The sequence below is a fragment of the Pseudomonas sp. ADAK13 genome (genome assembly GCF_012935715.1).
Lineage (GTDB): Bacteria > Pseudomonadota > Gammaproteobacteria > Pseudomonadales > Pseudomonadaceae > Aquipseudomonas.
The window spans coordinates 542670-568101 of record NZ_CP052860.1 but is presented as its reverse complement, the minus strand read 5'-3'; the positions used below and the strand labels follow the sequence as shown (position 1 = coordinate 568101).

24 protein-coding genes and 1 pseudogene are annotated in these 25432 nt (G+C 61.1%); 18 read left to right on the top strand and 7 right to left on the bottom strand.

Annotated features, from left to right (window positions below):
* Window positions 1-143: 143 nt before the first annotated feature.
* Window positions 144-611, top strand: coding sequence for a ferritin-like domain-containing protein (locus HKK54_RS02735; RefSeq protein ID WP_010169856.1), 468 nt, complete (start codon window positions 144-146; stop codon window positions 609-611).
* Window positions 612-667: 56 nt separating this feature from the next.
* On the opposite strand, the gene HKK54_RS02730 is transcribed toward HKK54_RS02735, so the two are convergent.
* The gene (locus HKK54_RS02730; RefSeq protein ID WP_003213034.1) at window positions 668-1138 is read right to left on the bottom strand and encodes a MaoC family dehydratase; all 471 of its coding nucleotides are present in this window, start codon (window positions 1136-1138) and stop codon (window positions 668-670) included.
* A gap of 58 nt (window positions 1139-1196) precedes the next feature.
* On the bottom strand, window positions 1197-2141 hold the full coding sequence (locus HKK54_RS02725; RefSeq protein ID WP_010169854.1) for an alpha/beta hydrolase: 945 nt from the start codon (window positions 2139-2141) through the stop codon (window positions 1197-1199).
* Window positions 2142-2350: 209 nt separating this feature from the next.
* Here HKK54_RS02725 and fadD2 point away from each other — a divergent pair, with 209 nt between their 5' ends.
* The gene (gene fadD2 / locus HKK54_RS02720) at window positions 2351-4039 is read left to right on the top strand and encodes a long-chain-fatty-acid--CoA ligase FadD2 (protein ID WP_010169853.1); all 1689 of its coding nucleotides are present in this window, start codon (window positions 2351-2353) and stop codon (window positions 4037-4039) included.
* Between the two features lie 430 nt (window positions 4040-4469).
* A complete protein-coding gene (gene fadD1 / locus HKK54_RS02715) occupies window positions 4470-6161 on the top strand; it encodes a long-chain-fatty-acid--CoA ligase FadD1 (protein WP_169386101.1) in 1692 nt (563 codons plus the stop codon).
* 157 nt (window positions 6162-6318) lie between these two features.
* Here the strand turns inward: fadD1 and HKK54_RS02710 are convergent, their stop codons facing one another.
* Entirely contained in the window at window positions 6319-6696 is a 378-nt protein-coding gene (locus tag HKK54_RS02710; protein WP_003213043.1) for a hypothetical protein, read from the bottom strand.
* 210 nt (window positions 6697-6906) lie between these two features.
* Between HKK54_RS02710 and HKK54_RS02705 the strand changes: the two genes are divergently transcribed.
* The 3 genes from HKK54_RS02705 to def all read left to right on the top strand — a co-directional run bounded on the left by HKK54_RS02705 (window position 6907) and on the right by def (window position 8762).
* Window positions 6907-7092 carry a CsbD family protein gene (locus HKK54_RS02705; protein ID WP_003213044.1) on the top strand — a complete coding sequence of 62 codons (186 nt, stop codon included), beginning with the start codon at window positions 6907-6909 and terminating at the stop codon, window positions 7090-7092.
* A 182-nt stretch (window positions 7093-7274) separates the two neighbouring features.
* On the top strand, window positions 7275-8219 hold the full coding sequence (locus HKK54_RS02700) for a YihY/virulence factor BrkB family protein (RefSeq protein WP_010169851.1): 945 nt from the start codon (window positions 7275-7277) through the stop codon (window positions 8217-8219).
* A 3-nt stretch (window positions 8220-8222) separates the two neighbouring features.
* Window positions 8223-8762: a peptide deformylase gene (gene def, locus HKK54_RS02695; RefSeq protein WP_003213049.1), complete on the top strand. Its 540-nt coding sequence runs from the start codon at window positions 8223-8225 to the stop codon at window positions 8760-8762.
* A 133-nt stretch (window positions 8763-8895) separates the two neighbouring features.
* Here def and HKK54_RS02690 read toward each other — a convergent pair whose 3' ends face one another.
* Window positions 8896-9714 (bottom strand): class I SAM-dependent methyltransferase, encoded by an 819-nt coding sequence (locus tag HKK54_RS02690; RefSeq protein WP_169386100.1) that lies wholly within the window; start codon window positions 9712-9714, stop codon window positions 8896-8898.
* A 61-nt stretch (window positions 9715-9775) separates the two neighbouring features.
* Window positions 9776-10213 (bottom strand): GNAT family N-acetyltransferase, encoded by a 438-nt coding sequence (locus HKK54_RS02685; protein ID WP_169389236.1) that lies wholly within the window; start codon window positions 10211-10213, stop codon window positions 9776-9778.
* Between the two features lie 334 nt (window positions 10214-10547).
* On the opposite strand from HKK54_RS02685, the gene HKK54_RS02680 reads away from it, so the two are divergent.
* The 9 genes from HKK54_RS02680 (at window position 10548) to HKK54_RS02640 (ending at window position 21573) form a co-directional block, all read left to right on the top strand.
* On the top strand, window positions 10548-11489 hold the full coding sequence (locus HKK54_RS02680; RefSeq protein ID WP_169386099.1) for a fatty acid desaturase: 942 nt from the start codon (window positions 10548-10550) through the stop codon (window positions 11487-11489).
* A 9-nt stretch (window positions 11490-11498) separates the two neighbouring features.
* The gene (locus HKK54_RS02675) at window positions 11499-12278 is read left to right on the top strand and encodes a phosphate/phosphite/phosphonate ABC transporter substrate-binding protein (protein WP_169386098.1); all 780 of its coding nucleotides are present in this window, start codon (window positions 11499-11501) and stop codon (window positions 12276-12278) included.
* A gap of 162 nt (window positions 12279-12440) precedes the next feature.
* Complete coding sequence (locus HKK54_RS02670) at window positions 12441-12950, top strand: sigma-70 family RNA polymerase sigma factor (RefSeq protein WP_169386097.1); 510 nt, start codon at window positions 12441-12443, stop codon at window positions 12948-12950.
* On the top strand, window positions 12947-13882 hold the full coding sequence (locus HKK54_RS02665) for a FecR domain-containing protein (protein ID WP_169386096.1): 936 nt from the start codon (window positions 12947-12949) through the stop codon (window positions 13880-13882). The genes HKK54_RS02670 and HKK54_RS02665 overlap by 4 nt, the downstream gene beginning before the upstream one ends.
* 253 nt (window positions 13883-14135) lie before the next feature.
* Entirely contained in the window at window positions 14136-16775 is a 2640-nt protein-coding gene (locus HKK54_RS02660) for a TonB-dependent receptor (protein WP_169386095.1), read from the top strand.
* 226 nt (window positions 16776-17001) lie between these two features.
* On the top strand, window positions 17002-18015 hold the full coding sequence (locus HKK54_RS02655; protein ID WP_169386094.1) for an ABC transporter substrate-binding protein: 1014 nt from the start codon (window positions 17002-17004) through the stop codon (window positions 18013-18015).
* The gene (locus HKK54_RS02650) at window positions 18015-18941 is read left to right on the top strand and encodes an aliphatic sulfonate ABC transporter substrate-binding protein (RefSeq protein ID WP_169386093.1); all 927 of its coding nucleotides are present in this window, start codon (window positions 18015-18017) and stop codon (window positions 18939-18941) included. Before HKK54_RS02655 ends, HKK54_RS02650 begins: the two co-directional genes overlap by 1 nt.
* A gap of 236 nt (window positions 18942-19177) precedes the next feature.
* Window positions 19178-20182, top strand: a complete 1005-nt coding sequence (locus tag HKK54_RS02645) for an ornithine cyclodeaminase family protein (RefSeq protein ID WP_169386092.1) — start codon at window positions 19178-19180, stop codon at window positions 20180-20182.
* Window positions 20179-21573 (top strand): HAL/PAL/TAL family ammonia-lyase, encoded by a 1395-nt coding sequence (locus HKK54_RS02640; protein ID WP_169386091.1) that lies wholly within the window; start codon window positions 20179-20181, stop codon window positions 21571-21573. The genes HKK54_RS02645 and HKK54_RS02640 overlap by 4 nt, the downstream gene beginning before the upstream one ends.
* 107 nt (window positions 21574-21680) lie before the next feature.
* Here HKK54_RS02640 and gstA read toward each other — a convergent pair whose 3' ends face one another.
* Window positions 21681-22283 carry a glutathione transferase GstA gene (gene gstA / locus HKK54_RS02635; protein ID WP_169386090.1) on the bottom strand — a complete coding sequence of 201 codons (603 nt, stop codon included), beginning with the start codon at window positions 22281-22283 and terminating at the stop codon, window positions 21681-21683.
* 98 nt (window positions 22284-22381) lie between these two features.
* On the opposite strand from gstA, the gene HKK54_RS02630 reads away from it, so the two are divergent.
* The 3 genes and pseudogenes from HKK54_RS02630 (at window position 22382) to HKK54_RS33890 (ending at window position 24738) form a co-directional block, all read left to right on the top strand.
* Window positions 22382-23251: a LysR family transcriptional regulator gene (locus HKK54_RS02630; protein ID WP_169386089.1), complete on the top strand. Its 870-nt coding sequence runs from the start codon at window positions 22382-22384 to the stop codon at window positions 23249-23251.
* Between the two features lie 167 nt (window positions 23252-23418).
* Window positions 23419-24147 (top strand): annotated as a pseudogene (locus HKK54_RS33895) (PAS domain-containing protein); the annotation flags it as partial.
* 18 nt (window positions 24148-24165) lie between these two features.
* A complete protein-coding gene (locus tag HKK54_RS33890; RefSeq protein ID WP_371132976.1) occupies window positions 24166-24738 on the top strand; it encodes a methyl-accepting chemotaxis protein in 573 nt (190 codons plus the stop codon).
* 110 nt (window positions 24739-24848) lie between these two features.
* Here HKK54_RS33890 and HKK54_RS02620 read toward each other — a convergent pair whose 3' ends face one another.
* Window positions 24849-25358 carry a hypothetical protein gene (locus tag HKK54_RS02620; RefSeq protein WP_010169836.1) on the bottom strand — a complete coding sequence of 170 codons (510 nt, stop codon included), beginning with the start codon at window positions 25356-25358 and terminating at the stop codon, window positions 24849-24851.
* Between the last annotated feature and the right edge of the window lie 74 nt (window positions 25359-25432).

The following is a 25432-nucleotide window of genomic DNA, read 5'->3' as shown; positions in this document are numbered from 1 at the left end:
GACAGATCATGCAAATAAAGCGGATACAGATTTTTGGTTAATATTTAACTTATTGAAATATAAGGATTAATTTGTTTTTCAAAAGCTGGCACGGGCGCTGCAATTACTAATGCACGTTACTTAACCCGCGAAGGAATTGAAAAATGACTGATATCAACAAAGAATCGATCTCCGTACTCAATGACCTGATCGAGACCAGCAAGGACGGCCAGGAAGGCTTCAAGACCTGCGCAGAAGACATCAAGCATCCAGAACTCAAAGCCCTGTTTGCCAAACGTTCCGTTGATTGCGCCACCGCCGCTGCCGAACTGCAGACCGCCGTTAAAGCACTCGGTGGCGATCCGGAAAAATCCGGTAGCGTTGCTGGCGCCCTGCACCGTGGCTGGGTCGACGTGAAGTCGCTGGTCACCGGTAAAGATGAAGAGGCTGTGCTGAACGAAGCCGAGCGCGGTGAAGACCACGCGTTGAAGGCTTACAAAGAAGCGATCGAGAAGATTAACAAGCACAACCTGCTGGGTATCCGCGACCTGGTGGAGCGTCAGTTCCACGGCGCGCAACGCAACCACGACCAGGTGAAAGCCCTGCGTAACCAGGCACGCGCTCAGTCTTGAGCCCGGCCTGAATAGAAAAAGCCCCGCAGATGCGGGGCTTTTTTATGCGTGGTGGTTTAACCGATGCTGATGGCTGGCAGTTCGGTCAGGGTCACGGTCTGCTGCTTGCGCGGCGCGAGGATCTCGGCTTCACCGTCCACCACCAGCTCATCGCGCTGGTTGAATACGCGGGTGGCGATGCGCACGCGAAACTTCGGCAGCTTCTCCAGGATTTCCAGACGCACGGTCAGGGTGTCGCCGATTTTAACCGGTTTCTGGAAGGTCATTTGCTGGCCGATGTAGATGGTGCCGGGCCCAGGCAACTCACACGCGACTGCCGCGCTGATCAGGGCGCCGCTGAACATGCCGTGGGCAATGCGTTCCTTGAACATGGTCGCCTTGGCGAATTCGGCGTCCAGGTGCACCGGGTTGTGGTCGCCGGACATCGCCGCGAACAGCTGGATATCGCGCTCTTCGACGGTCTTGCTGTAGCTGGCGGTCTGGCCGACTTCGAGGGCTTCGTAAGGCGTGTTGGTAACCTGGGTCATCAGATGGTGCATCCTGTGGCTAATCGATAATCTTAATGTATTGATTTTAAACGAAATATCATTCGCAGCGAGCGGGGCGGCGCAGTATTGCAGCCTGGTCCAGCCACGTCAGCACATCGGCTGTGACCGCATCACGGTTGGTTTCGTTGAATAATTCGTGGCGCGCCTGCGGGTAAATGCTCAGCTCCAGGTTCTGGCAGCCGGCTTCACGCAAAGCGTTGGCCAGACTTTTGAGACGCTTGCCTTCACTGACCGGATCACATTCTCCGCCCATTATCAGGATCGGCAGGCCCGGGTCGATCTGAGCGAGATTGGACGCTTTGCTGATTTGCTGCAAGCCGCTCAGCAGGTCGATCCACAGCTGGTTGGTGCAGCGAAAGCCGCAGAGCGGGTCGCTGACGTACTTGTCGACCTCGGCCGGGTCTCGGCTGAGCCAGTCGAAAGCGGTGCGATTGGGTTTAAATGCCTTGTTGAACGATCCAAATGACAGGAAATCAATCAGCGCACTGCGCCCGCGCAAGCCCTGGCGCAAGCGCTCGATGTGGGCGATCACCTTGGCTGCGCCGTACAGCGCCACCGGCTGGAAATTCGAGCCGCTGAGAATCGCCCCGTTGAGGCTCGCGCTGTGGTGCAGCAGATACGCCTGGGCAATGTAGCTGCCCATGCTGTGGCCCAGCAGGATGATCGGCACTCCCGGCGCCTGCTGGCCGATGTGCTGGTTGAGGCTCGCCAGGTCGCCCACCACTTTGTTCCAGCCATCTTTCTCGGCAAACAGCCCCAGGGTGCCTTCGTCGGCGGTGCGCCCGTGGCCGCGCTGGTCGGGGGCGTAGAGGCCGTAACCGGCGTCACACAACGCCTGGGCCAGGCGCCCATAGCGGCCACTGTGCTCGGCCATGCCGTGGGCCAGCATGATCAACGCCTTGGGCGGCCCGTCCGGCAGCCATTGGTTGACGTACACCCGACTGCGGTCATTCGCGGTCAGCCAGAAAGTGGTGTGGTTCATGGCGCTTCCTTTGCTCAGGGTCGTTGCAGTGTATAGCTCATCTGCCCGCGGCTGCTGGATCAGCGCTGGCCTTGGCAGGGAGATTCACACAATCAATGACGCATCTTGTTGTATTTGCCTGATTGACCATAGCTGCTAACGTCCCCAAAGCTCCGCTTTCATCGCAGCATCAAAAGCGGCCGGACCACTCAGGTAAGAGGACAAGAATAATGCAACCTGATTTCTGGAATGACAAACGCGCGGCCGGGGTTCCCAACGAGATCGACCTCACGGCCTACAAGTCGGTGATCGAAGTCTTCGAGCGGTCCTGCAAGACCTTTGCCGATCGTCCGGCGTTCAGCAACATGGGGATCACCCTGACCTACGCCGAACTGGATCGCCGCAGTGCAGCGTTCGCCGGTTACCTGCAATGGCACACCGACCTCAAGCCGGGTGACCGCATTGCCGTGCAGATGCCCAACGTCCTGCATTATCCGATTGCCGTGTTCGGCGCCCTGCGCGCGGGGCTGATCGTGGTCAACACCAACCCGCTGTACACCCCGCGGGAAATGCGTCACCAGTTCAAGGACGCCGGCATTCGAGCGCTGGTGTACCTGAACCTGTTTGGTTCGCGGGTAGAAGAAGTCAGTAAAGACACCGAGATCGAATACCTGATCGAAGCGAAGATGGGCGACTTCATGCCCGCCGCCAAGGGCTGGCTGATCAACACCGTAGTCGACAAGGTCAAGAAGATGGTCCCGGCGTACAACCTGCCGCAGGCCATTTCCTTCAAGCGCGCCCTGAGCATGGGCGCGGGCCAGGCGCTCAACCGCCACCCGGTGACCCTCGACGACATCGCGGTGCTGCAATACACCGGCGGCACCACCGGCCTGGCCAAGGGCGCCATGCTCACCCATGGCAACCTGGTGGCCAACATGCAGCAGGTGCGCGCGTGCATGTCGCAACTGGGCGACGACGGCCATCCGCTGATCAAGGAAGGGCAGGAGGTGATGGTCGCGCCGCTGCCGCTGTACCACATCTATGCCTTCACCGCGAATTGCATGTGCATGATGGTGTCGGGCAACCACAACGTGCTGATCACCAATCCCCGGGACATTGGCGGCTTTATCAAGGAGCTGAAAAAGTGGCGCTTTACCGGGCTGCTGGGGCTCAACACGCTGTTTGTGGCGTTGATGGACCACCCGGATTTCAAGACCCTGGATTTCTCCCACCTCAAGCTCACCAATTCCGGCGGCACTGCGCTGGTCAAGGCGACGGCCGAGCGCTGGCAGCAACTGACCGGCTGCGCGATTGGCGAAGGCTACGGCCTGACCGAAACCTCACCGGTGGCCAGCACCAACCCGTATGGCGGCAAATCGAAGCTGGGCACCGTGGGCATTCCGGTGCCGGGCACGGCAATGAAGGTCGTCGACGACAGCGGCGTGGAGTTGCCGCTGGGCGAGCGGGGCGAGCTGTGCATCAAGGGCCCGCAAGTGATGAAGGGCTACTGGCAGCAACCGGTGGCGACCGCCGAGACCCTGGACGCCGAAGGCTGGCTCAAGACCGGCGATATCGCCGTGATCGACCCGGACGGCTTTGTGCGCATCGTGGACCGCAAGAAGGATCTGATCATCGTCTCGGGCTTCAACGTGTACCCCAACGAGATCGAAGACGTGGTGATGGCGCACCCGGCAGTGGCCAGTTGCGCGGTGATCGGCGTGCCGGACGAGCGTACCGGCGAGGCGGTGAAGCTGTTTGTGGTGGCCCGTGCGCAGGGCGTGAGCCTTGAAGAGCTGAAGACCTACTGCAAGGCCAACTTCACCGGCTACAAGGTGCCCAAGCACATTGTGTTGCGTGAGTCGTTGCCGATGACGCCGGTGGGCAAGATCCTGCGCAGGGAATTGCGCGACATAGCCTGATTTGAAATAAGGTCAAAAATGTGGGAGCGGGCGGGCTTGCTGTGGTGAGCGGGCTTGCCCCGCGCTGGGCTGCGAAGCAGCCCCATCAATCTGTAGTGAACCCGATGGGGGGGCAAGCCCCCTCACCACAGCAAGCCCGCTCCCACATCTGGTTTTATTCATTCAGTTTAATCGTGCTAAAGCCCATGCCAGAGCCTTTTCTCGGCTTATAGAATCTTTGCTCTAAAAATGACTATTAGATATTCTTGAGTCATGTTTATGACCGTAGGGGCCTCTTTTGGCTCTAGGCGGCCCTTGGCAAAGCTGCTACTCTCGGCGCGCTTTGTGACCTCTTGGCCTGCTTTTAACCGCCAGACTCACCCAAAAACAAACAAATAATAATCGCATCAAATGCGATGAATGAATTCGCGTCGCTGAGGAGTGGGCTTCCATGATCGAAGACTTTTGGAAGGATAAGTACCCCGCCGGGATTGCTGCAGAAATCAATCCAGACGAGTATCCGAATATTCAGGCGGTACTGAAGCAGTCCTGCCAACGCTTCGCCAACAAACCGGCTTTCAGCAACCTGGGCAAGACAATCACCTACGGTGAACTGTACGAACTGTCCGGCGCCTTTGCCGCGTACCTGCAACAGCATACCGACTTGCAGCCCGGTGATCGAATCGCCGTGCAACTGCCCAACGTCCTGCAATACCCGGTCGCCGTGTTTGGCGCCATCCGTGCTGGCCTGATCGTGGTCAACACCAACCCGCTGTACACCGCGCGGGAAATGGAACACCAATTCAACGACTCCGGTGCCAAGGCCCTGGTCTGCCTGGCCAACATGGCGCACCTGGCTGAAAAAGTCGTGCCCAAGACCTCCGTCAAGCACGTGATCGTCACCGAAGTCGCCGACCTGTTGCCGCCGCTCAAGCGCCTGCTGATCAACAGCGTCATCAAGTACGTGAAGAAGATGGTCCCGGCGTACCACTTGCCCAAGGCGATCAAGTTCAACGACGTATTGGCCAAGGGCCACGGCCAGCCGATCAACGAAGTCAGCCCCGCCAGTGACGAAGTCGCCGTGTTGCAATACACCGGTGGCACCACCGGCGTGGCCAAGGGCGCGATGCTGACCCACCGCAACCTCGTCGCCAACATGCTGCAGTGCAAGGCGCTGATGGGCTCCAACCTCAATGAAGGCTGCGAGATCCTCATCACCCCGCTGCCGCTGTACCACATCTATGCCTTCACCTTTCATTGCATGGCGATGATGCTGATCGGCAACCACAACATCCTGATCAGCAACCCGCGCGACCTGTCGGCGATGGTCAAGGAACTGTCGAAGTGGAAGTTCAGCGGCTTTGTCGGCCTGAACACCCTGTTTGTTGCCCTGTGCAACAACGACGCCTTCCGCAAGCTGGATTTTTCGGCGCTGAAAGTCACCCTGTCCGGCGGCATGGCCCTGCAATTGGCGGCGGCCGAGCGTTGGAAAGCGGTCACCGGTTGTTCCATCTGCGAAGGTTACGGCATGACCGAGACCAGCCCGGTGGCCACCGTGAACCCGATCCAGCACATCCAGATCGGCACCATCGGCATTCCGGTGCCGTCGACCCTGTGCAAGGTCATCACCGATGACGGCGTGGAACTTGCGCTGGGTGAGGTGGGCGAGCTGTGCGTCAAGGGCCCGCAAGTGATGAAGGGCTACTGGCAGCGCGAAGAAGCCACCGCCGAGATCCTCGACAGCGAAGGCTGGCTGAAGACCGGTGACATCGCGATCATCCAGCCGGATGGCTACATGCGCATTGTCGACCGCAAGAAGGACATGATTCTGGTCTCCGGTTTCAACGTGTACCCCAACGAGCTGGAGGACGTGCTGGCAGCCTTGCCGGGCGTGCTGCAATGCGCAGCCATTGGCGTACCGGACGAGAAATCCGGGGAACACATCAAGATCTTCATCGTGGTCAAGCCGGGTGCCACCCTGACCAAAGACCAGGTGATGGAGCACATGCGCGCCAACGTCACCGGCTACAAGGTGCCCAAGGCCGTGGAATTCCGTGATGCGCTGCCGACCACCAACGTGGGCAAGATCTTGCGCCGTGAACTGCGGGATGAAGAGCTGAAGAAGGCCGGTTTGAAGAAGTAACCGGTCTAAAACAAAAAGCCCCGCAGATGCGGGGCTTTTTGTTGAGCGCTGATCCCGCCACTTGAAATGCAATCCAAATGTGGGAGCTGGCTTGCCTGCGATAGCGGCGGGCCAGTCAAAGCAGTGTTAGCTGACCCACCGCTATAGCTCCCACAGGTTACAGTGCGAACTGCGCAAAGCTCACACCAGCACCCGCCGGGCGTACATCCTTGAGGAACGAATCCTTGTCGGCACTCAGCTCCAGGGTAATCTCCGGCTTGCGCTTGCCGGCATTGCGCACCACCAGGCCTTCAAGCTTCTCGCGCAAAAACACGGTCGGCACCTTCAAGTGCAGCAACTGGTCGCTTTCGGCGTTGTGCATCAACAAGTGAATCCACTCGTACTGGCCTACGGCAATCCGGCCCACCGGCAGGTCGAACCACCAGATGTTGCGTTTGCGGTCCAGGTCGGTGAAGTGGCAGTTGTTGACGCCGAGTACGGCACCGCCCAGTTCCTGGTTTCTGCGGGCAATGGCCTGTGCTTTATTGAGTTTCATAACCTTCCTACGGGATCTGTTATCCAGCGCTTGCGCCCGGATGTGCCCGGCATTCTCGTGGGTTGGCCGCAAAACATAAAGCCCAACCTGCTGCCGATGAGCAAATGCGCGATGAAATGCCCGCAAAAAATAATTGAAACTCTCTGGAAAGGCCAAGGGTCAACGATTACGTAGTGACCAAAATCCTTGATTGTTCCCAGGAGAAATACCATGAGTAGCACATCGGATAAGGCAAAAGGTTTGGCGAACGAAGCCGTCGGCAACATCAAGCAAGGTGTTGGCAAAGTCACCGGCAACGACAAGTTGCGGGCTGAAGGCGTGGTTCAGGAAAAGAAAGGCGAAGTGCAAAAAGCAGTCGGCGACACCAAGGACGCGGTAAAGAAAGCGGTCAAATAGTCCTGACCTGGCTGCGTGCATTCCAGCAGCCCGACGGCCATCCACGGATGGCCGTTTTTGTGTCACCTGCAGTGATTAAAGTTTGGAAATTGTTTCAAGGTCGCCAAATGGGCTACCTTGATGTAGAAAACGGCCCCTGAGTCGCCCACGAACTCAACCTTTTTGCGGCGAAAGGAGACGCTATGATTTTTCCGGTATTACAAGGCTTGCCCTTGCACAAAGTGCTGGTGCGCACCGTCACAGAGTTCCTCGATGACGAAATGCCTACGTACGCCTCGGCACTGGCCTACCAGATGCTGTTCTCACTGTTTCCCTTCCTGCTGTTCCTGATTGCCCTGATCGGTTTCCTGCACCTGCCGGACTTCTTCACCTGGCTGCGCATGCAGTCGGAACTGGTGTTGCCGCCCCAGGCCCTGGAGCAGGTCAACCCGGTAATCGACCAGTTGCAGCAATCCAAAGGCGGCCTGTTGTCGGTGGGTATCGTGATTGCGCTGTACACCGCCTCGGCGGGTGTGCGTCTGATGATGAGCGCGATGAACGCCGCCTACGACGTGGTGGAAGGCCGGCCGATCTGGAAACGTTTCCCGCTGTCGATTTTCTACACCGTTGGCATCGCCGGCATGTTGTTGGCCGCCGCAGCGTTGATGGTGCTCGGGCCGCAGGTGATGGAATGGCTGGCGGGCCAGATCGGCATGCAGGAATTCGTGGTCACGCTGTGGACCATCCTGCGTTGGCCACTGATCGTGATCCTGCTGATGTTCGCCGTGGCCTTGATGTACTACTTGATGCCTGACGTGAAGCAGAAATTTCGCTTTATCACCCCGGGTTCGGTCCTGGCGGTGGTGGTGTGGATCATCGCTTCCCTGGGTTTTGGCTACTACGTCAAAACCTTTGCCGACTACAACGCCATGTATGGCAGTATCGGCGCGATCATTGTGTTGCTGCTGTACTTCTACATTTCCGCTGCTGTGCTGTTGCTGGGGGCGGAGATGAACGCGGTGATCGAGCACATGTCGGCCGAAGGCAAGGACCCTGGTGAAAAGGACTTTGGCGAGCACGACGACAAACAACATGTCTCAGGCCTTGGCCGGGACCACTCACTCAAGCCCACTACCGACGAAGTCTGATCGATGATCCGTGAAATCCTGAAAATGGGCGATGAGCGCCTGCTGCGTATTGCCCCGCCGGTTCCGCCGGAGATGTTCGACAGCCCCGAGTTGTGGCAGTTGATTGATGACATGTTCCAGACCATGGAACACGTCGGCGGCGTCGGCCTGGCCGCGCCGCAGATTGGAGTGGACCTGCAACTGGTGATCTTCGGTTTCGAGAGCAGCGAACGCTACCCGGACGCGCCCGCCGTGCCCCAGACCATCCTGATCAACCCGTTGATCACGCCCCTCAGCCCGGTGCTGGAAGAGGGCTATGAAGGTTGCCTGTCGGTGCCTGGTTTGCGCGGAGCGGTGGACCGTTATCAGCAGATTCGCTACGAAGGGTTTGACCCCAAGGGCGAGCCGATTGTGCGGATTGCCGAAGGCTTCCACGCGCGGGTGGTACAGCACGAATGCGATCACCTGATCGGCCGGCTGTACCCGTCGCGGATTACTGACTTCAGCAAGTTCGGGTTTATCGAAGTGATGTTCCCGGACATGGATCCCACAGCAGACGAGTGACCTTCAGGTAAAACACAAATCAAAATGTGGGAGCTGGCTTGCCTGCGATAGCATCACCGCGATGTAACTGAGACACCGAGGTGCCTGCATCGCAGGCAAGCCAGCTCCCACATTTAGGCCATGTTCATTCAGCTTATTTTGCGGGTTTGACAAACCGCAACGTCATCCGGTCCGACTCACCAATCGCCACATACTTCGCCTTGTCCTTCTCCCCCAACGTCAACGCCGGCGGCAACGTCCAGACCCCGTCCGGATAGTCCTTGGTGTCTTTCGGGTTGGCATTCACCTCGCTCTGCCCCTCAAGCTTGAACCCCGCGTCGGTCGCCAGTTTCACCACATAGGCGGTGGTCAGGTAACCGCTGTGCTTGATGTCTTCCAGCGACGCCCCGTCCTTGGCCCGGTGATCCACCACACCCAGCACGCCGCCCGGTTTCAACACCTTGAAGAATGCGTCGAACATCGCCGGCGCGGTATCCGCCATCACCCAGTTATGCACGTTGCGAAAGGTCAGCACCGTGTCCGCCGAGCCTGGGTTGCCCAGCACTGGTGCCTTGGGGTCGAACTCGGCGAAGCCGGCCTTTGAGTAATGCACCGGGTCTGCGGCGAATTTCTTTTTCAGGTTTTCTTCTGAGGTACGCGCATAAGCACTGCTGCTTGGCGCCTGCACCGCAGCGATGTAATGGCCGTTGTCCTTGAGCAGCGGCGCCAGCACTTCGCTGTACCAGCCGCCACCCGGGGTGATTTCGATCAGGGTCTGGTTGGCCCGCAGGCCAAAGAATTCGAGGGTCTGTTGCGGGTGACGATACACATCCCGTGCGCTGTTGGCCGGTACCCGCCAACTGCCGGCAAGCACGGTTGCATATTGCTCGGCGGAAACCGGGGCTTCGGCTGCCTGGCTCAAGGCCGGGGCGAGGAGGGCTGCAAGGGATAAAGCTGCAAGGGTCGCTTTCATGATCATCCTGGTAATGGGCCGCTAGTGCAGCCGAGGCTAGCATGGGGCCCAAGACCGCTGATCACACTTTATTGAAGGTCGACCTCACCAACGGTTCTAAGCCCATGGCGATCATGGGCTTGTTGCGTTTGTAGCGCACCAGGCGTTCGGACAGGGACTGCGGCAGCAACGTGTCCTGGGTAAAACCGAGGCGCTGGTAAAAGCCTTCCAGCTCCGGATGGCACAGCAGCCACACCGTGCCGTCGACGCGGCTGACCGATGCCCGAATCAGCCGCGCCGCCAGCCCCTGGCCACGCAACGCCGGGTCCACAAACAGCCCGGTCAGCCATTGCCCGCCCACCACCGGCGTCAGGCACAGGCCCGCGACAATCTCGCTGCCCTTGGCCACCCACAACTGGCCGCCCTTGAAGGCTTTCATCGGTGAGTGGTGGCTGCGGTAAAACTTGTTCAGCAGCGGCCACAAAGGCTCTGCCAGTCGATCGATGTGCAACTCGGGCATGGTTTTCAAACACACAGGTTCCGGGGCTGCGGATTATAAGTCGGGCAAAGCGCCTTCTGCTGGGCAATAGGTGTTATACCCAGTGTTACATCCCCTGTAAGTGGAGCACGCATCATGGCCAAAGGTCTGAATTCCAAGAAAGCTGACAAGAAGAAACCGGCAAAGACCGCCGATGAAAAACGCGCCGACAAAAAGGCCAAGAAAACCGACAGCAATCTGTTCGGTCATTAAGTTCTAAGCTAAGCACCAAACGATCTGCAAGATTTTCCCGCCTCATTGCACAGAGCAGGATGAAGCCGACTTTTTCGTCGGCCACGCCTGCCCTGAGCTGCCGATGTCCAACTACCTTGATGAAACCCAGCGCCGGGAAATCGAAGCCCTGGCGAATTCCTTTACCGCCCGCACCGAGTGGCCGACCTGGCTGCTGCTGATGGGCGTGTACGCCGGCTGGTTTGCCGTGACCCTCGGCAGCTATTGGCTCGGCCTGTGGCTGAGTACTGCGCTGCTGATCCCGATCGTGACGTTGTGGATGTCCCTGCAACACGAACTCCTGCACGGCCATCCCACCCGTTTCACGGCCCTGAACAAAGTCCTCGGCTACGCCCCTTTTGCCGTCTGGTATCCCTACACCCTGTACCGCAACTGCCACCTTGTGCACCACAACGATGAAGACCTGACGGTTCCCGGCGTCGACCCGGAAAGCCGCTACCTGAATCAGCGGCAGTGGGACGCCAGTTCACTGTTCGAGCGCACCCTGCATTGGCTGACCAAAACCGTCCTCGGGCGCTTCCTGCTGGGTTCGCCCCTGGCGCTGTGGAAGCTGGCGCGCAACGAGTTCAGGCGCCTGCGCCAGGGCCAGCGCCAGGCATGGTTGATGTGGCTGAGCCATGGCACCGTGACCGTGCTGATGCTGACCTTCATCGCCCACTACAGCGCACTGCCGGTGTGGCACTACGTGGTGCTGGTCAGCGTGCCGGCCTTGTCGGTGGCGGCGATCCGTTCCTACTATGAGCATCGCCCGCACCCGAAACCGGAACAGCGCACGGTGCTTAACGAAGCCGCCTGGCCGTGGACCTGGCTGTTCCTCAACAACAACCTGCACCTGGTGCACCACGATTTGCCGAAGCTGCCGTGGTACCTGCTGCCCACTGTCTACCGCGCGCGCCGCGAACAATGGGTGGCGCGCAGCGGCGGGTTCCTGGTGCAGGGTTACGGCCAGTTGATCGGCCGTCACGGGCTCAAGGCCATCGACAGCCCACGGCACCCCTTTGCTTGAGAGACAACCATGAGTGATCGCTACGCCGAATTGCAGATGTACGTGGCGCCGCAGCCCGTACAACAGGCCAACGAGTGTTGGCTGTCGCGCATCCTGGAGCACCTGGGCGCGACTCGCCGCAACGCCGACCACCTCGACCTGCGCAGCCTGTGGCGCGCCCCCGAATTGCTGCTGACGCAAACCTGCGGCTACCCGTTGATGACCGAGTTGCGCGGGCAAGTCCAGGTGATCGGCCGCCCGCGCTACGAGCTGGCCCACAGCAGCGGCGGCGTCCATTGCAGCCTGCTGCTGACCCGCGACGACAATCCACGCGTTGCCTTGGCCGACTTTTATGACAGTCGCGGCGTGATCAACGGCCACGACTCCAACAGCGGCATGAACCTGCTGCGCGAACGCCTGGCGCCGTTGCAGCAGGGCGGTCGGTTCTTTGCCGACGTCGGCATCAGTGGCGCCCATCGCGAAAGCCTGCGCTGGCTGCGGGAAGACCGGGCGGACCTGGCCGCCATCGACAGCGTGACCTTCGACTACCTTGCACGCTTTGCGCCGGATGAAGTGGCCGGGCTGCGAATCGTCAGCCGCAGTGCGCCCAGCCCGACGTTGCCTTACGTCAGCGCGTTGGGCGCCAGTGAAGCCCTGCGTGAAGCCATGAACCTGGCCTTGCAGGATCTGCCCGAGGTGGTGCAAACCCTCGGCGTACACGAAGTGCTGCCCGCCACTGAAGCCGATTACCAGGTGTTGCTGGATTACCGGCAACAGGCCGAAGCCTTGGGTTATCCAAAGCTCCAATGATCGTTCCCACGCTGAGCGTGGGAACGATCTGTTACGTAGAGGATAGGAACTATAGGTTATATAAAAATACCTTTTAAATATTATTAAAGAATAAGCAGCCTTGCTAGGATCGCTCCACCGGAACACCGGACATAACGCGCAACCTACTCAGATGGAGCCACTATGTCCGGCGCCGACACTTCTCACAGCGACTACGTGGGCGGATTATTCCGCAGTCATTACGACTGGCTGTGCAGCCGTTTGCACCGTCATCTCGATTCCCGTGCCCACGCCGAAGACATCGCCGCCGACACCTTCGTCCAGCTGTTGAGTTCCCCGGGCGTGGCGCCGATTCGCCAGCCTCGCGCCTTGCTCACCACCATCGCCCAGCGCCTGATGTACCAGCTGTGGCGCCGCCGTGACCTGGAGCGCGCTTACCTCGACACCCTCGACCAGGACGAAACCTCGCCCGCGCCATCCCCTGAGGACCTGGCGCAAATGCTCGAAGCCCTGCAGGCCATCGACGAGTTGCTCGACGGCTTGCCGGCCAAGGTCAAGGCGACCTTTCTGCTGTCGCAACTCAATGGCCTGACCTACCCGGAAATCGCGGCGGAGCTGGGCATCTCCCAACGCTCGGTCAGCGACTACATGACCCGCGCCGTCAACCGCTGCCTGCGGCTGTGCCTGGAATGACCGACGAACTGATCGACAGCGCCACCCGCTGGGTAGTGTTGCTGCGCTCCGGCGAGGCGAGTGCCGCCGACTGGCATCGCTACCACCAATGGCGCGCCGAAGACCCGCGCCACGAGGCGTTGTGCCAACAACTGGAAACCCGCCTCGGCGTGTTTCAAATTCCGCAGGCCCAAGGCGTCAGCGGCAAGGTATTGCAGCAGGCACTGGACGCGCCCTCCAGCCGCCGCACCGTGTTGCGCGGTGCCCTGGTCGGCGCAGGCCTGATGCTGGGCGCCGGTTGGCTGGCCCGGCCGATGGTGGAGGATTTGACCGCCGACATTCGCACCGGCACCGGCGAGCGGCGCACTGTGGAGCTGGCCGATGGCAGCGAGTTACTGCTCAACGCTCGCAGTGCCGCCGACATCCAATTCGACCCGCAACGCCGCGTGGTGCGCCTGCGCGACGGCGAGCTGCTGGCGAAGATTGCCAAGGACAGCAACCGACCGTTTTTCATCCAGACCGACCAGGCCCGGCTGCGAGCCTATGGCAACCGCCTGTTGCTGCGCGAGCGTGAAGGGCAGGGCCACGTGGTGGCGCTCAACGGCGCGCTGGAGATCGACGGCCAGAACGGTGAGCGCCTGCAACTGGAGGCCGGGCACGAGGTCACTTACGACCGCTTCGGCTTCGGCCCGGTGCTGGCCAGTTCTTCAGGGGCGACCGCGTGGGTCGACGGCTTCCTGCAAGTGCGCGACCGCCCGCTGGTGGAGGTGATCGATGCCCTGCGGCCGTACCACAACGGTGTACTGCGCCTTGATCCGGCGGTGGCGGGTTTGCGGGTCAGCGGCTTGTACCGTCTCGACAATCCCGACCAGATTCTCGACACCCTGGCCCGCACGCTGCCGATCCATATCACCCGCCGGACCGGCTTGTGGGTGACCGTCAGTGCCACATAAAAACGGTTCGCCCCGGTCAATGTGGGAGCTGGCTTGCCTGCGATGTAGCCACCTCGGTGCCGCAGTTGCACCGAGTCGATCCCATCGCAGCCTCGCTAAAGCTCGACAGCTCCTACATTTGATCGAGTCGCGTCCCAAGGTCGGTTCTAACGACATAACCAAACGATCTGCAAGTTTTGCCCCGGCCATCCCACATCACTCCCGTAAGCGCTGCGGGGAGCAGCGCTCAGGAGTTTCCTTGGGGGGAGCCAACATGAGCCCATTCAACCGTACACCGCTTCGAACCTTTGCCCTGGTGCCGCTGGCCAGTCTGTTCCTGTCGTTCGCAGCCAGCGCCGAAGACGCGCGGCAGGTCTACCACATCGCGCCTGGCCCGCTGGATGAGGTGCTGCTGAACATCAGCCGCCAGAGCGGCCAGGTGATTTCGTTCACGCCGCAGTTGGGTAACTATTCCTCGGCCCGTGTCGACGGTTCGCTGTCGGCGCAACAGGCGGTAGACGCCGCGCTCAAGGGCACCGGCCTGCAAGTCCAGGTCAGTCCGGACGGTGCGTTCATCATCAAGGAAGGCGCCAAAGTCGCGCCTGCCAGCAACAGCATCAAGGCGCAAACCGCCGAAGCCCAGGCGCCGACCCTCGACCGCGTGGTCGCCATCGGTACCCGTCGCAGCGACGCCACGGCCCTGACCAGCAGCGCCCCGGTAGATGTGATCAACGCCGAAGAACTCAAGCAAACCGGCGCCACCAGCCTTAACCAGGCGCTGTTCCAACTGCTGCCTTCATTCAACTTTCCACAGAACAACAGTGCGACCCGCGGGCAAGACCCCAAAGGCGCCTCCCTGCGCGGCCTGTCGCCTGACCAGACCCTGGTGCTGATCAACGGCAAGCGCCGGCATACCTCGGCGGTGGTGAATATTTCCGGCGGCGTGCCGTTCATTGGCGCGCAGCCGGTGGACCTGGACATGATCCCCATCAGCGCCATCGACCATGTCGAAGTGCTGCGCGATGGTGCCTCGGCGCAGTACGGGTCTGACGCGGTGGCCGGTGTGGTCAACATCGTGCTCAAGGAGCGCGACAGCGGTGGCGGCATCAACACTCAACTGGGCAAGTACGCCCAGGGCGACGGTTTCAGCAAAACCACCGACGGCTGGTACGGCATCGGCTTGCCGGGGGACGGTTTCCTGACCCTGAGCTTCAACACCCTGAACAACAAACCCGATGACATCGGCGACAAATACGTCGCCGACGGCCAGGTACAAGACCCGCGCTGGGGCGGTGCCGGGCGTGACAAATACAACCTGGCGGCCAACGCCGAAATCGGCCTGAACGACCAGTGGCGCCTCTACAGTTTCGCCACGTTCGGCCAGGACACTTCGGTGAACAACACGCCGCCACTGCTGGCCAGCAGTCCGAACAACGTTGCCGGGATTTACCCCAACGGCACCATCCCGAAATACCGCTATCGCTATGAGGACGGCGCAATCACCGTCGGCACCCGCTACGAAGACGAGAGCATCGGCCGCTTCGATTTGAGCGCCACCTATGGCCGCGACGAGCACGATGAACTGGCCTTCAACACCGTCAACCCGAGCTATGGCCTGAACAGCCCGACCAAGTTCAACGTCGCCACCCTGGTCAACGACCAGACCAACATCACCCTGGATTACGCCAAGGATCTGGACGTCGACTGGTCGAGCCATCCGCTCACCGTGTCGGCGGGCGTGGCCTACCGGCATGAACAATATCGGCTGGAGGCGGGCGACTACGATTCCTACTCCTATGGCGGCATCGATGGTGTGCAGGTGGGCGCCGTGCAGGCTTCGGGCTTGACACCGGACGACGCCGGCACCTTCAAGCGTGACGTGGGCGGCGTGTACTTCGGCCTGGAAAACCAGGTGACCGACAAGCTCCAGGTCGGTATTGCCGGGCGTACCGAGCACTACTCGGACTTCGGGTCGGCCACCACCGGCAAGCTCTCGGCACGCTACGACTTCACCCCGAAAGTCGGCCTGCGGGCCACGGTCAACAACGCCTACCACGCCCCCAGCCTGGGCCAGATCGGCACCTCCTGGACCACCACCACCAACCTCGACGCCAACGGCAACCCGGTGCTGACCCGCATGCTGCCGGCCGACAACCCGGCCGCCCGCGCCCTGGGTGCCCAGCCGCTGAAGCCCGAGAAGTCCACCAACTACTCCCTGGGCCTGGTGCTGCGCCCCACCGAGCAGGCCTCGCTGACCATCGACGCCTATCAGATTTCGATTCGTGACCGCCTGCTGTTCAGCGGCGGCATTTCCGGGCCGCTGGCCGAGCAGATCCTCAAGGATGCCGGCTACGGCCAGTACTCCTGGGCGCAGTTCATGACCAACGCCGCCGACACCCGCACCCGTGGCGTCGACGTCGTGGGCAAGTACAACCTGGACCTTGAGCAGTTCGGCAACCTGAACCTGTCGGCGGGCTACACCAAGGCCCGCACCACCATCGAAAAAGTCCACGAAAACCCCAACGGTTTCGAAGTGCTGACCCGTGAATCCCGAGGCTTCCTGGAGCACGGTTACCCGGAAGACAAGCTGGTGTTTGGCGCGATCCACAAACTCAACCAATGGACCATCGCCCTCAACGAAACCCGTTACGGCAAGTACCGCAAATATGCGTCCAGCGAAGCCAACGCCCAATACGACCAGACCTTCAGCGCGCAATGGACCACCGACCTGGACGTGAACTACGCCTTCACCAAACAACTGCGGGTGTCGGTGGGCGTCAACAACCTGTTCGACAGCAAGCCTGACGACTACAACACCCGTTTGCGCCAGACCCCGGGCCAGCAATACAGCTACCTGTCGCCGACGGCGCCGGAAGGGGCGTTTTACTACACGCGGCTCAGTTATGACTTTTAACCGACACCAAACTTAGGTGGAAAAGCTTTTTTTTGTGGTGAGCGGGCTTGCCCCGCGCCGGGCTGCGAAGCAGCCCTAAAACCGGCTGCCGAGTTCTGTCTGCAGTCACACGGTGACTTGATGGGGGCTGCTCCGCAGCCCGGCGCGGGGCAAGCCCGCTCACCACATGAGGCCCGTTCACCCCATTGGAATCACCTTCTTTCACCGAACAACTACGAGGTTGACGATGAACCACTTGAAAAAAATACTGAGCAGCAGCCTCCTGGCACTGAGCTTGTTGGCCCAACACACCCCGGCGGCCGAACCCGTCAAACCGATCCACTTCGGTGACATCACCTGGGAAAGCGGCAGCCTGATTACCGAAGTGCTGCGCCTGATTGTCGAGAAAGGCTACGGCCTGCCCACCGACACGTTGCCCGGCAGCACCGTGAGCCTGGAAGCCGCCCTGGCCAAGGACGATATCCAGGTGATCGGCGAAGAATGGGCCGGGCGCAGTCCGGCGTGGGTCAAGGCCGAAAGCGAAGGCAAGGTGTTCGGCCTGGGCGACACCGTCAAAGGCGCCACCGAAGGTTGGTGGGTGCCGGAATACGTGATCAAGGGCGACGCCGAACGCGGCATCAAACCCCTGGCCCCGGAGCTTAAATCCGTCGCCGACCTGGCCCGCTACAAAGACGTGTTCCGCGACCCCGAAGACCCGACCCGTGGGCGCTTCCTCAACAGCCCCACCGGCTGGACCTCGGAAATCGTCAACAGCCAGAAGATCAAGGCCTACGGCCTGACCGACAGCTTCGTCAACTTCCGCACCGGCTCCGGCGCGGCGCTGGATGCGGAGGTGGCTTCGTCGATCCGTCGCGGCAAACCGGTGCTGTTCTACTACTGGTCGCCGACGCCCCTGCTGGGTCGCTTCAAGTTGATCAAACTGGAAGAACCACCGTTCAACGCCGAAGCCTGGAAGACCCTGGCCGACGCCAACAACCCGCACCCCATCGGTACCCGTTCGATGCCGGCGCACCTGGCGATTGGCGTGTCGGCGCCGTTCAAGGCGCAGTACCCGCAACTGGTGACGTTCTTTGAAAAGGTCGACCTGCCGATTGACCTGCTCAACGGCATCCTCGCGCAAATGGCCGAGAAACGCACCGCGCCGCGCCTGGTGGCTGAAGCGTTCCTGAAAGAACAACCGCAGGTCTGGCAGCAATGGGTGCCGGCGGACGTCGCGGCCAAGGTCAAGGAGAGTCTCTGATGCGCAAGCTCATCGCAGCCACACTGTTGGCGCTGTGCGCCGGGCCCCTGCTGGCGGCAGAGCCGGCCACCCTGCGCGTCGGCTACCAGAAAAGCTCGGTGAGCATGGTGCTCGCCCGTGAGCATCACCTGTTCGAAGAAGGGCTGCCGGGCACCAAGGTCGAGTGGATCGAATTCCTCGGCGGCCCGCCGCTGATCGAAGCCTTGAACGGCGGGAGCATTGACATCGGCAACATCGGTGACATCCCGCCGATCTTCGCCCAGGCCGCCGGCATCGACATTCGCTATATCGGCGTCGAACCCAATGACGGGCGCACCGAAGCCATCCTGCTGCCCAAAGACAGCACCGTGCAAAGCGTGGCCGAACTCAAGGGCAAACGCGTGGCGCTGCTCAAGGGCTCCAGCGCCCACAACCTGTTCCTCAAAAGCCTGCTGCGGGCCGGCTTGCAGTGGAAGGACGTGAACGTGGTGTACCTGTCGCCCTCCGACGGCCGCGCCGCGTTTGAACAAGGCAAGGTCGACGCCTGGGTGGTGTGGGACCCGTACTACTCGGCGGCCGTGGTGGACGGCTCGGCAAAAGTATTGGGGGATGGCCAGGGGTTGAACCCGGCGGGCAGTTTCTTCATCGCCAGCGGGCCGTTTGCCAAGCAGCACCCGCAGGCGATTGCTGCGATTCTCAAGGTGTTTGCCCAGGCACAGCGGTTGTCGCTGGACCAGCATGACGAGAGCGTCGCGCTGATGGCCAAGACCCTGGGCCTGCAGCCGGCGGTGGTGGAAAGCTACTTCCAGCATCGGTCGCCGACGCCGAGCCGGCCACTGGAAGCCGTGGACATTGCCAACCAGCAACGCACGGCCGACGCGTTTTTTGCCAACGGCCTGATCCCGAAAAAGGTCGATGTGCAGCAAGTCGTGTTCAAGGCCCCATAACGTTTCCGGTATGCGAGTACCCCTGTGGCGAGGGAGCTTCTGTGGCGAGGGGGCTTGTCCCCCGTTGGGCTGCGAAGCAGCCCTGAAAGCTGCCAACCCGCTCTGTCTGAAAAAGTTCGGCGATCTTATTGGGGCCGCTTCGCGGCCCAACGGGGGACAAGCCCCCTCGCCACAATGAGCCTTCCGGCCACAAAAAAACTCTCAAAGTCCCTTCGTAACCCATCAGTGAGCAGACCATGCAACCGATCTACATCGACTTTCTCAACGGCCTGGACATCGACGAACTGGCCCTGACCAACGACGAAATCCTCAACGCCATCGAATCCAGCCTCGCCATCCAGGGTCGCCGTGAGGCGGTGATCGAGCCGCGCATGCACCTGATTCCCGGCGGCGACATCAACGGCCACTTCAACGTGCTGCGCGGCGTATTGGGCGGCGCGATCGGTTACGCCGGGGTCAAGGTGGTGGGGGACTTTGTCGATAACTACCGCAAGGGCCTGTCCTCGGAACTGGCGATTCTCAACCTGCTGGACCCGGCCACCGGCATCCCCAAAGCCATCCTCGACGCCTCGGCGATCACCGACATGCGCACCGGCGCCGTCACCGCCATCGGCGCCAAATACCTGGCCCGGCCTGACAGTAAAATCCTCGCGCACATCGGCGCCCGTGGCACCGCCTATTGGAACGTGCGCTTGCTGGATCACCTGTTCGACTTCGACGAGATCCGCGTGCATTCACGCCGCAGCGAAAGCCGCGAAGCCTTCGCCGAACGCCTGCGCCGCGACCTCGGCAAGCCGGTGATTGTCACCGACGATTGGGAGTCCACGGTGCGCGGCGCCGACATCGTGGTCGAGGCGTCACGCCTGGATCAGCCCCAACCCTTGCTGCATACCGAGTGGATCAAACCCGGTGCGTTCGTTGCGCCCTACGGCACCATGAGCGCGGTGGAACTGTCGTTGACCGACATCATGCACAAGCTGGTGGTGGACGATTGGGGCCAGTGCAAAGGCGGCATGTTTGGCGCATTGCGCGCCCATGTCGACGCCGGAAAACTCAGCGCCGAGACCTTGCATGCCGAGTTGGGGCAGATCGTGGCCGGCTTGAAAACCGGTCGGGAATCACCTGAGGAAACCATCTTGTTCTGGCACCGTGGGTTGAGCCTCAGCGATATCGCCTTGGGCCATGCGCTGCTGGAAAAATCCAGACGCCTCGGGATCGGCCAGCGGCTGCGCTGGGCATGATTCACTTCGATCCCGATGGCCTGGCAATTGAGGATTTGCTGTCGATTGCCCGGCAAGACGCACCGGCTGATTTCAGTAGTGCCGGCCGCCAGCGTATCGACGAAGGGCATCAACTGTTGCAGCGCCTGGTGGCTGAAGGTACGCCGATTTACGGCGTGACCACCGGCCTCGGTGCAGCGGTGGATACGCCCGTGGCGCCGGTGCAGGCCAGCATTCCACTGGGGCGTGCGGTGGGCGTGGGGCGCCTGGCCAATCGGCAGGAACTACGGGCGATTACCGCTGCTCGCCTGGCCGGGTTGGCCCAGGGGCGCTCGGGTATTTCGCCGGGGGCGGCGCAGGCGCTGCTGGACTTGCTCAATAGCGGCGTCGAGCCCGAGGTGCCGTTGCTCGGGTCGTTGGGCGAGAGCGACCTGGCGCCGTTGGCGCATTTGAGCCTGGCGCTGAATGTGCCGCTGACCGGTAAGGATGGCCTGGCGCTGGTGTCGGCCAACTCCGCGAGTATCGGCCTTGGCGCCTTGCTGGTGGCCGAGGCTGAGGGAGCCTTGCAGGCGCTGTTGGCGGCGCTGGCGTTGTCGTGTGAGGGTTATCGGGCCAACCTCAGTCCGTTCCAGCCATGGGCTTCGCGGTTGCGTCCGGCGCCGGGTCAGAGTGAGCAGTCAGCGGCGTTGCTGCAGTGGGTGGACGGCGGCGAATTGGCCGACAACCCACGCCGTCTGCAAGACCCGTTGAGCTTTCGCTGTGCCACGGTGGTTCAGGGCGCGGCGCATCAAGCAGTGCAGCAACTGCGTGAGCTGGTTGAGCTGGAACTGGCCAGCGGTGCGGACAATCCGGCGTTGATCAGCGAAGAGGCCTTGGTGCTGGCCACGGCGAATTTCGACAGCACGCACCTGGCGCTGGCGGCAGAAGGATTGGGCCTGGCATTGAGCCGTGTGGCAGCGTGCAGCGCCGAGCGGATAGCCAAACTGTTGTCGCCGGCGTCCAGTGAGCTGCCGCGCTTTCTGATCAATCAGCCGGGGCAGGTGGGCATGGCCGCGTTGCAGCGCACCAGTTCGGCGTTGGTGGCGGAGATCGGGCATTTGGCCAATCCAATCCCGGCGGTAAGCGTGCCGGTGGCAGATCGCGTGGAAGATTACGCGGGCCAGGCGCTGGCAGTGATTGAGAAAACCCGGCAGATGGTGCAGCGGGTGGTGTGGCTGGGCAGTATTGAACTGATCGTGGCCGCGCAGGCGGTAGACCTGCGCGGCACGGTTCAACTCGGGCAGGGCACCCGGCGTATTCATCAGGCGGTACGCCGCCAGGTGGCGCACCTGGATCAGGATCGATCGGGGTCGGTGGATGTGTTGGCCTTAAGTGCATTCATCGAAAACGATGGCTTGAAACCCATTCTCTAAAACAATGAAGATCAACTGTGGGAGCTGGCTTGCCTGCGATAGCGGTGTTGGATTCACCATCGCTATCGCAGGCAAGCCAGCTCCCACATTTTTGACTGCATTTCAGGTCATGGATTTTCAGCGGCCAGGGCGGCAATCACTGCCGGGCGTTCACCGATCCGCTGTTGAAATCTCGCCAGCGCCGGCCACTGCTGCAAGTCGATATCAAAGAACCCCGCCCAGCGCAGCACCACAAACAGGTATGCATCCGCCACCGAGTAGTGCGCGCCCAGCAGGTAATCCTGACGCTCCAGGGTCTGCACCAGAATCGCAAACCGCTTGAACAGCGTGGCCTTGAACAGCGCCTTCACGTCATCTGGAATCGCGTCCTTGAACAGCACCCCCAGCCCGCCATGAATCTCGCTGGAGACAAAGTTCAGCCACTCCTGCAAACGCACCCGCTCCCAACTGCCATTGACCGGTGCCAGGCCCGCCGCCGGCACTTGGTCGGCCAGGTACTGCAGGATGGCGGCGCCTTCGGTCAGCACCTCGCCGTTGTCCAGTTGCAGCGCTGCCACGTAGCCCTTGGGGTTGATCTGCAAGAAATCATCACCGTCAGCCGTGAGCTTTTTCTGGTTGTCGACGCGAATCAATTCAAACGGCAGGGCCAATTCCCGCAGCACGATATGGGAGGCGAGGGAACAGGCATTCGGGGAAAAATACAGCTTCATCGGGGCAACTCCGCAGGACAGTTGCCTTCAGTCTCCTGGGCATGGCACCTTGCGTAAAATTAATCTTTCAGAATCCTGCCATAAGGACAGCTACTGCCATGATGAACCTGATGCACTGGCGCCTGTTGGTGGCTGTGGCGGACAACGGCAGTATCACCGCCGCCTCCGAACGCGTCGGCATGACCCAGTCTGCGGCCAGCCAGGCGATGGCGGCCATGGAGGCCAACCTGGGTGCGCAACTGTTTGTGCGCGAGGCCCGCCAGACTGTGCCCACCGCCCTGGGCCTGCAAGTGATCGAGCAGGCGCGGGTGATGCTCGGGGCCTTGCAGGCGATTCGCACCACAGTGGACGAAGCGCGGCCCATGCTGCGTGGGACGATTCGCATCGCGAGTTTCCCCATGGTGCTGGCGGTGTTCCTGCCGCCGCTGTTGCGGCGGTTCAACCAGCTTTACCCGGGCATCGAGGTCACGGCCCTGGAAGTCACCGACGATGAAGTGAACACCTTGCTCGACGCGAACCTGATCGACCTGGGCGTGGTGCTCAACCCGCCGTCGGAGCGCAATGCCGCAGTGCTGGGGCGCGATAACTGGGTGGCTGTGTTGCCGATGGCGCACGTGTTATCCCGGCGTCCGGCGCAGGCAACGGTCACGCTGGAGGAACTGGTGGAGCAACCGTTCGTGCTCGCCACCGGCGGCTGCACTGTCAACGCTCGCAGCCTGGCGCAGGAGGCCGGGCTGGTGTTGCGCGAGGTGCGGGTGGAAGTGCGGGAGTGGAACAGTGCTTTCAGCCTGGTGCGCGAAGGCGTGGGTGTGACGCTGGTGCCCGAGATGACCCTTCCGGCCCAGCGCCACGGCTTGCGCATCATGCCGCTGGCGGAGCCGGTGCACCGCGAGTTTGCGTTGGTGACTTCACGCCACCAATCGCCCTCCGCAGCGGTAAATGCTTTGTTGCAAATGCTGGCTGACTAGTGGCCTTGCATAGCGCCAACGCCTGTCTATGCTCACCCAGAACCGTTGATGACGCTCGGCATATAAAGCGTTTCGGATAGGTTTCCCCATAAAGGTCTGCGATCAAGATTCAAACCGTGAATGGAATGCGCCCGCTTGGGCGTCGGGAAAATAAAGGGTGATCTGACATGTTCAACCGCCAACACAAATCCGACCTGCTGGAAATCGAACGCTTCTCCTGTGCCCTCTCCGAAGCCAAGGCTAAATTGGCCGCCATCAGCCGCTCCATGGCGATGATCGAGTTTGATCGCAACGGCATCGTGCTGGATGCCAATGAAAACTTCTGCAAGACCATGGGCTACAGCGCTGAAGAAATCCGGGGCAAACATCACCGGATTTTCTGCGAAGAGGCCTACACCCACACCGATGCCTACGCCAAGCTCTGGCGCGACCTGGCGCGGGGCGAGGCCCTCAGCGGCACCTTCATGCGCTTGAACAAGCATGGCCAGGAAGTGTGGCTGGAAGCCAGCTACATGCCGGTGCTCGGTGCCGACAACCAGGTGCAGAGCGTGATCAAGGTGGCCTCGGACATCTCGGCGCGGATTCACCGCGAGCATGAAAACCAGAGCCTGATCGACGCCATCGGCCGCTCCATGGCGGTGATCGAATTCACCCCGCAAGGCCAGATCCTGAATGCCAACGACAACTTCCTGAAGACAGTCGGCTATTCCCTCAACGAAATCGTCGGCCAGCACCACAGCATGTTCTGCCATCGTCACGAAACCGAGTCGCCGACTTACAAGGCGTTCTGGGCTTCCCTCAATCGTGGCGAGTACCACTCCCATCGTTTCGAGCGCAAAAACAAATACGGTCAGACGCTGTTCCTGGAAGCCTCCTACAACCCGATCTTCGATGCCAACGGCCGCCTGTACAAAGTGGTGAAGTTCGCCAGCGACATCACTGACCAGGTCACCACCTTGCGCACCGCCGCCGACTCGGCCCACGCCACCTCGGTGCAGAACGACGCCTGTGCCCGCAAGGGGTCGGAAGTGGTGCAGCAGACCGTGCAGATCATCGAAGAAATTTCCCGCGACCTGAACGAAGCGGCTGTGAGCATTGATGCGGTGAGCAAACAGTCGGACATTATCGGCACCATCGTCCAGACCATTCGTGGCATCGCCGACCAGACCAACCTGCTGGCGCTGAACGCTGCGATCGAAGCGGCCCGGGCCGGTGAGCATGGGCGCGGGTTTGCGGTGGTGGCGGATGAGGTGCGCAGTCTGGCGGCGCGCACCAGCCAGGCGACGATCGAGATTGTGGACGTGGTGCGCAAGAACCACGACCTGTCGATCAGCGCGGTGTCGAGCATGCAGTCGAGCTTGAGCCGTACGGGGCTTGGGGTGGAGCTGGCGAATGAGGCGGGGCAGGTGATCCTGGAGATTCAGGAAGGGTCACGGCATGTGGTGGATGCGATCAGTCAGTTCAACTCCACGCTACAACTGCAGTAACACACCGTTATGGCCGAGCAATAACCTGTGGCGAGGGAGCTTTTGTGGTGAGGGGACAAGCCCCCTCACCACAGGAAAGCCCTTCACCACAGGGTTTGTATTGTCAGGGCTTAGATCGCAGCCAGGGTTTCTTTCACGTTCTGCGCCTGCGGGTCGGCCGTTTTCGCCGCTACCTGCTGCGTCTGCTGCTCTTTCAGGCGTTCTGCCACTTCTTTGGAAATAGCGTCCTGCTGTTCCTGAGGCATGTTCTTCACATCATCCTCGGTCAAACCCTGTTCCTTGAGCAGTTGCTCGCGGATGCGCTCGGCCGGGCTTTTCTTCATGTAGTCGGTGAAGTCACTGCGGGCCGAAGTGGTGGAGTCAGTCTTGGCCGTATCGGTGGTCGAGGTGGTTGCGGTGGTGGCTTGCAACTGCACACGGGTCTTGGCGAAGGCGGCATTGATGTTATCGGCAGTGGCGTCGGCCGCTGCCTGTGTGGTCGATACAGTGGTGGTGCCCTGTTGCACGTTTTGTGCGGCGCCGCTGTACAGCGCGCTGGCCGCGGCGTTGGCCGGGTCCATGTCGGCGCGTTTGATGCGTTGGATCGTTGACTGAGCCTGGGGATTGTTGTTGATCAGCATGATCAGGACACCTGTGGATGTGAGCGGTCCCACAGGTGGAGCAATTAGCGTGCCCAGTGATATGGGCCCGTGTT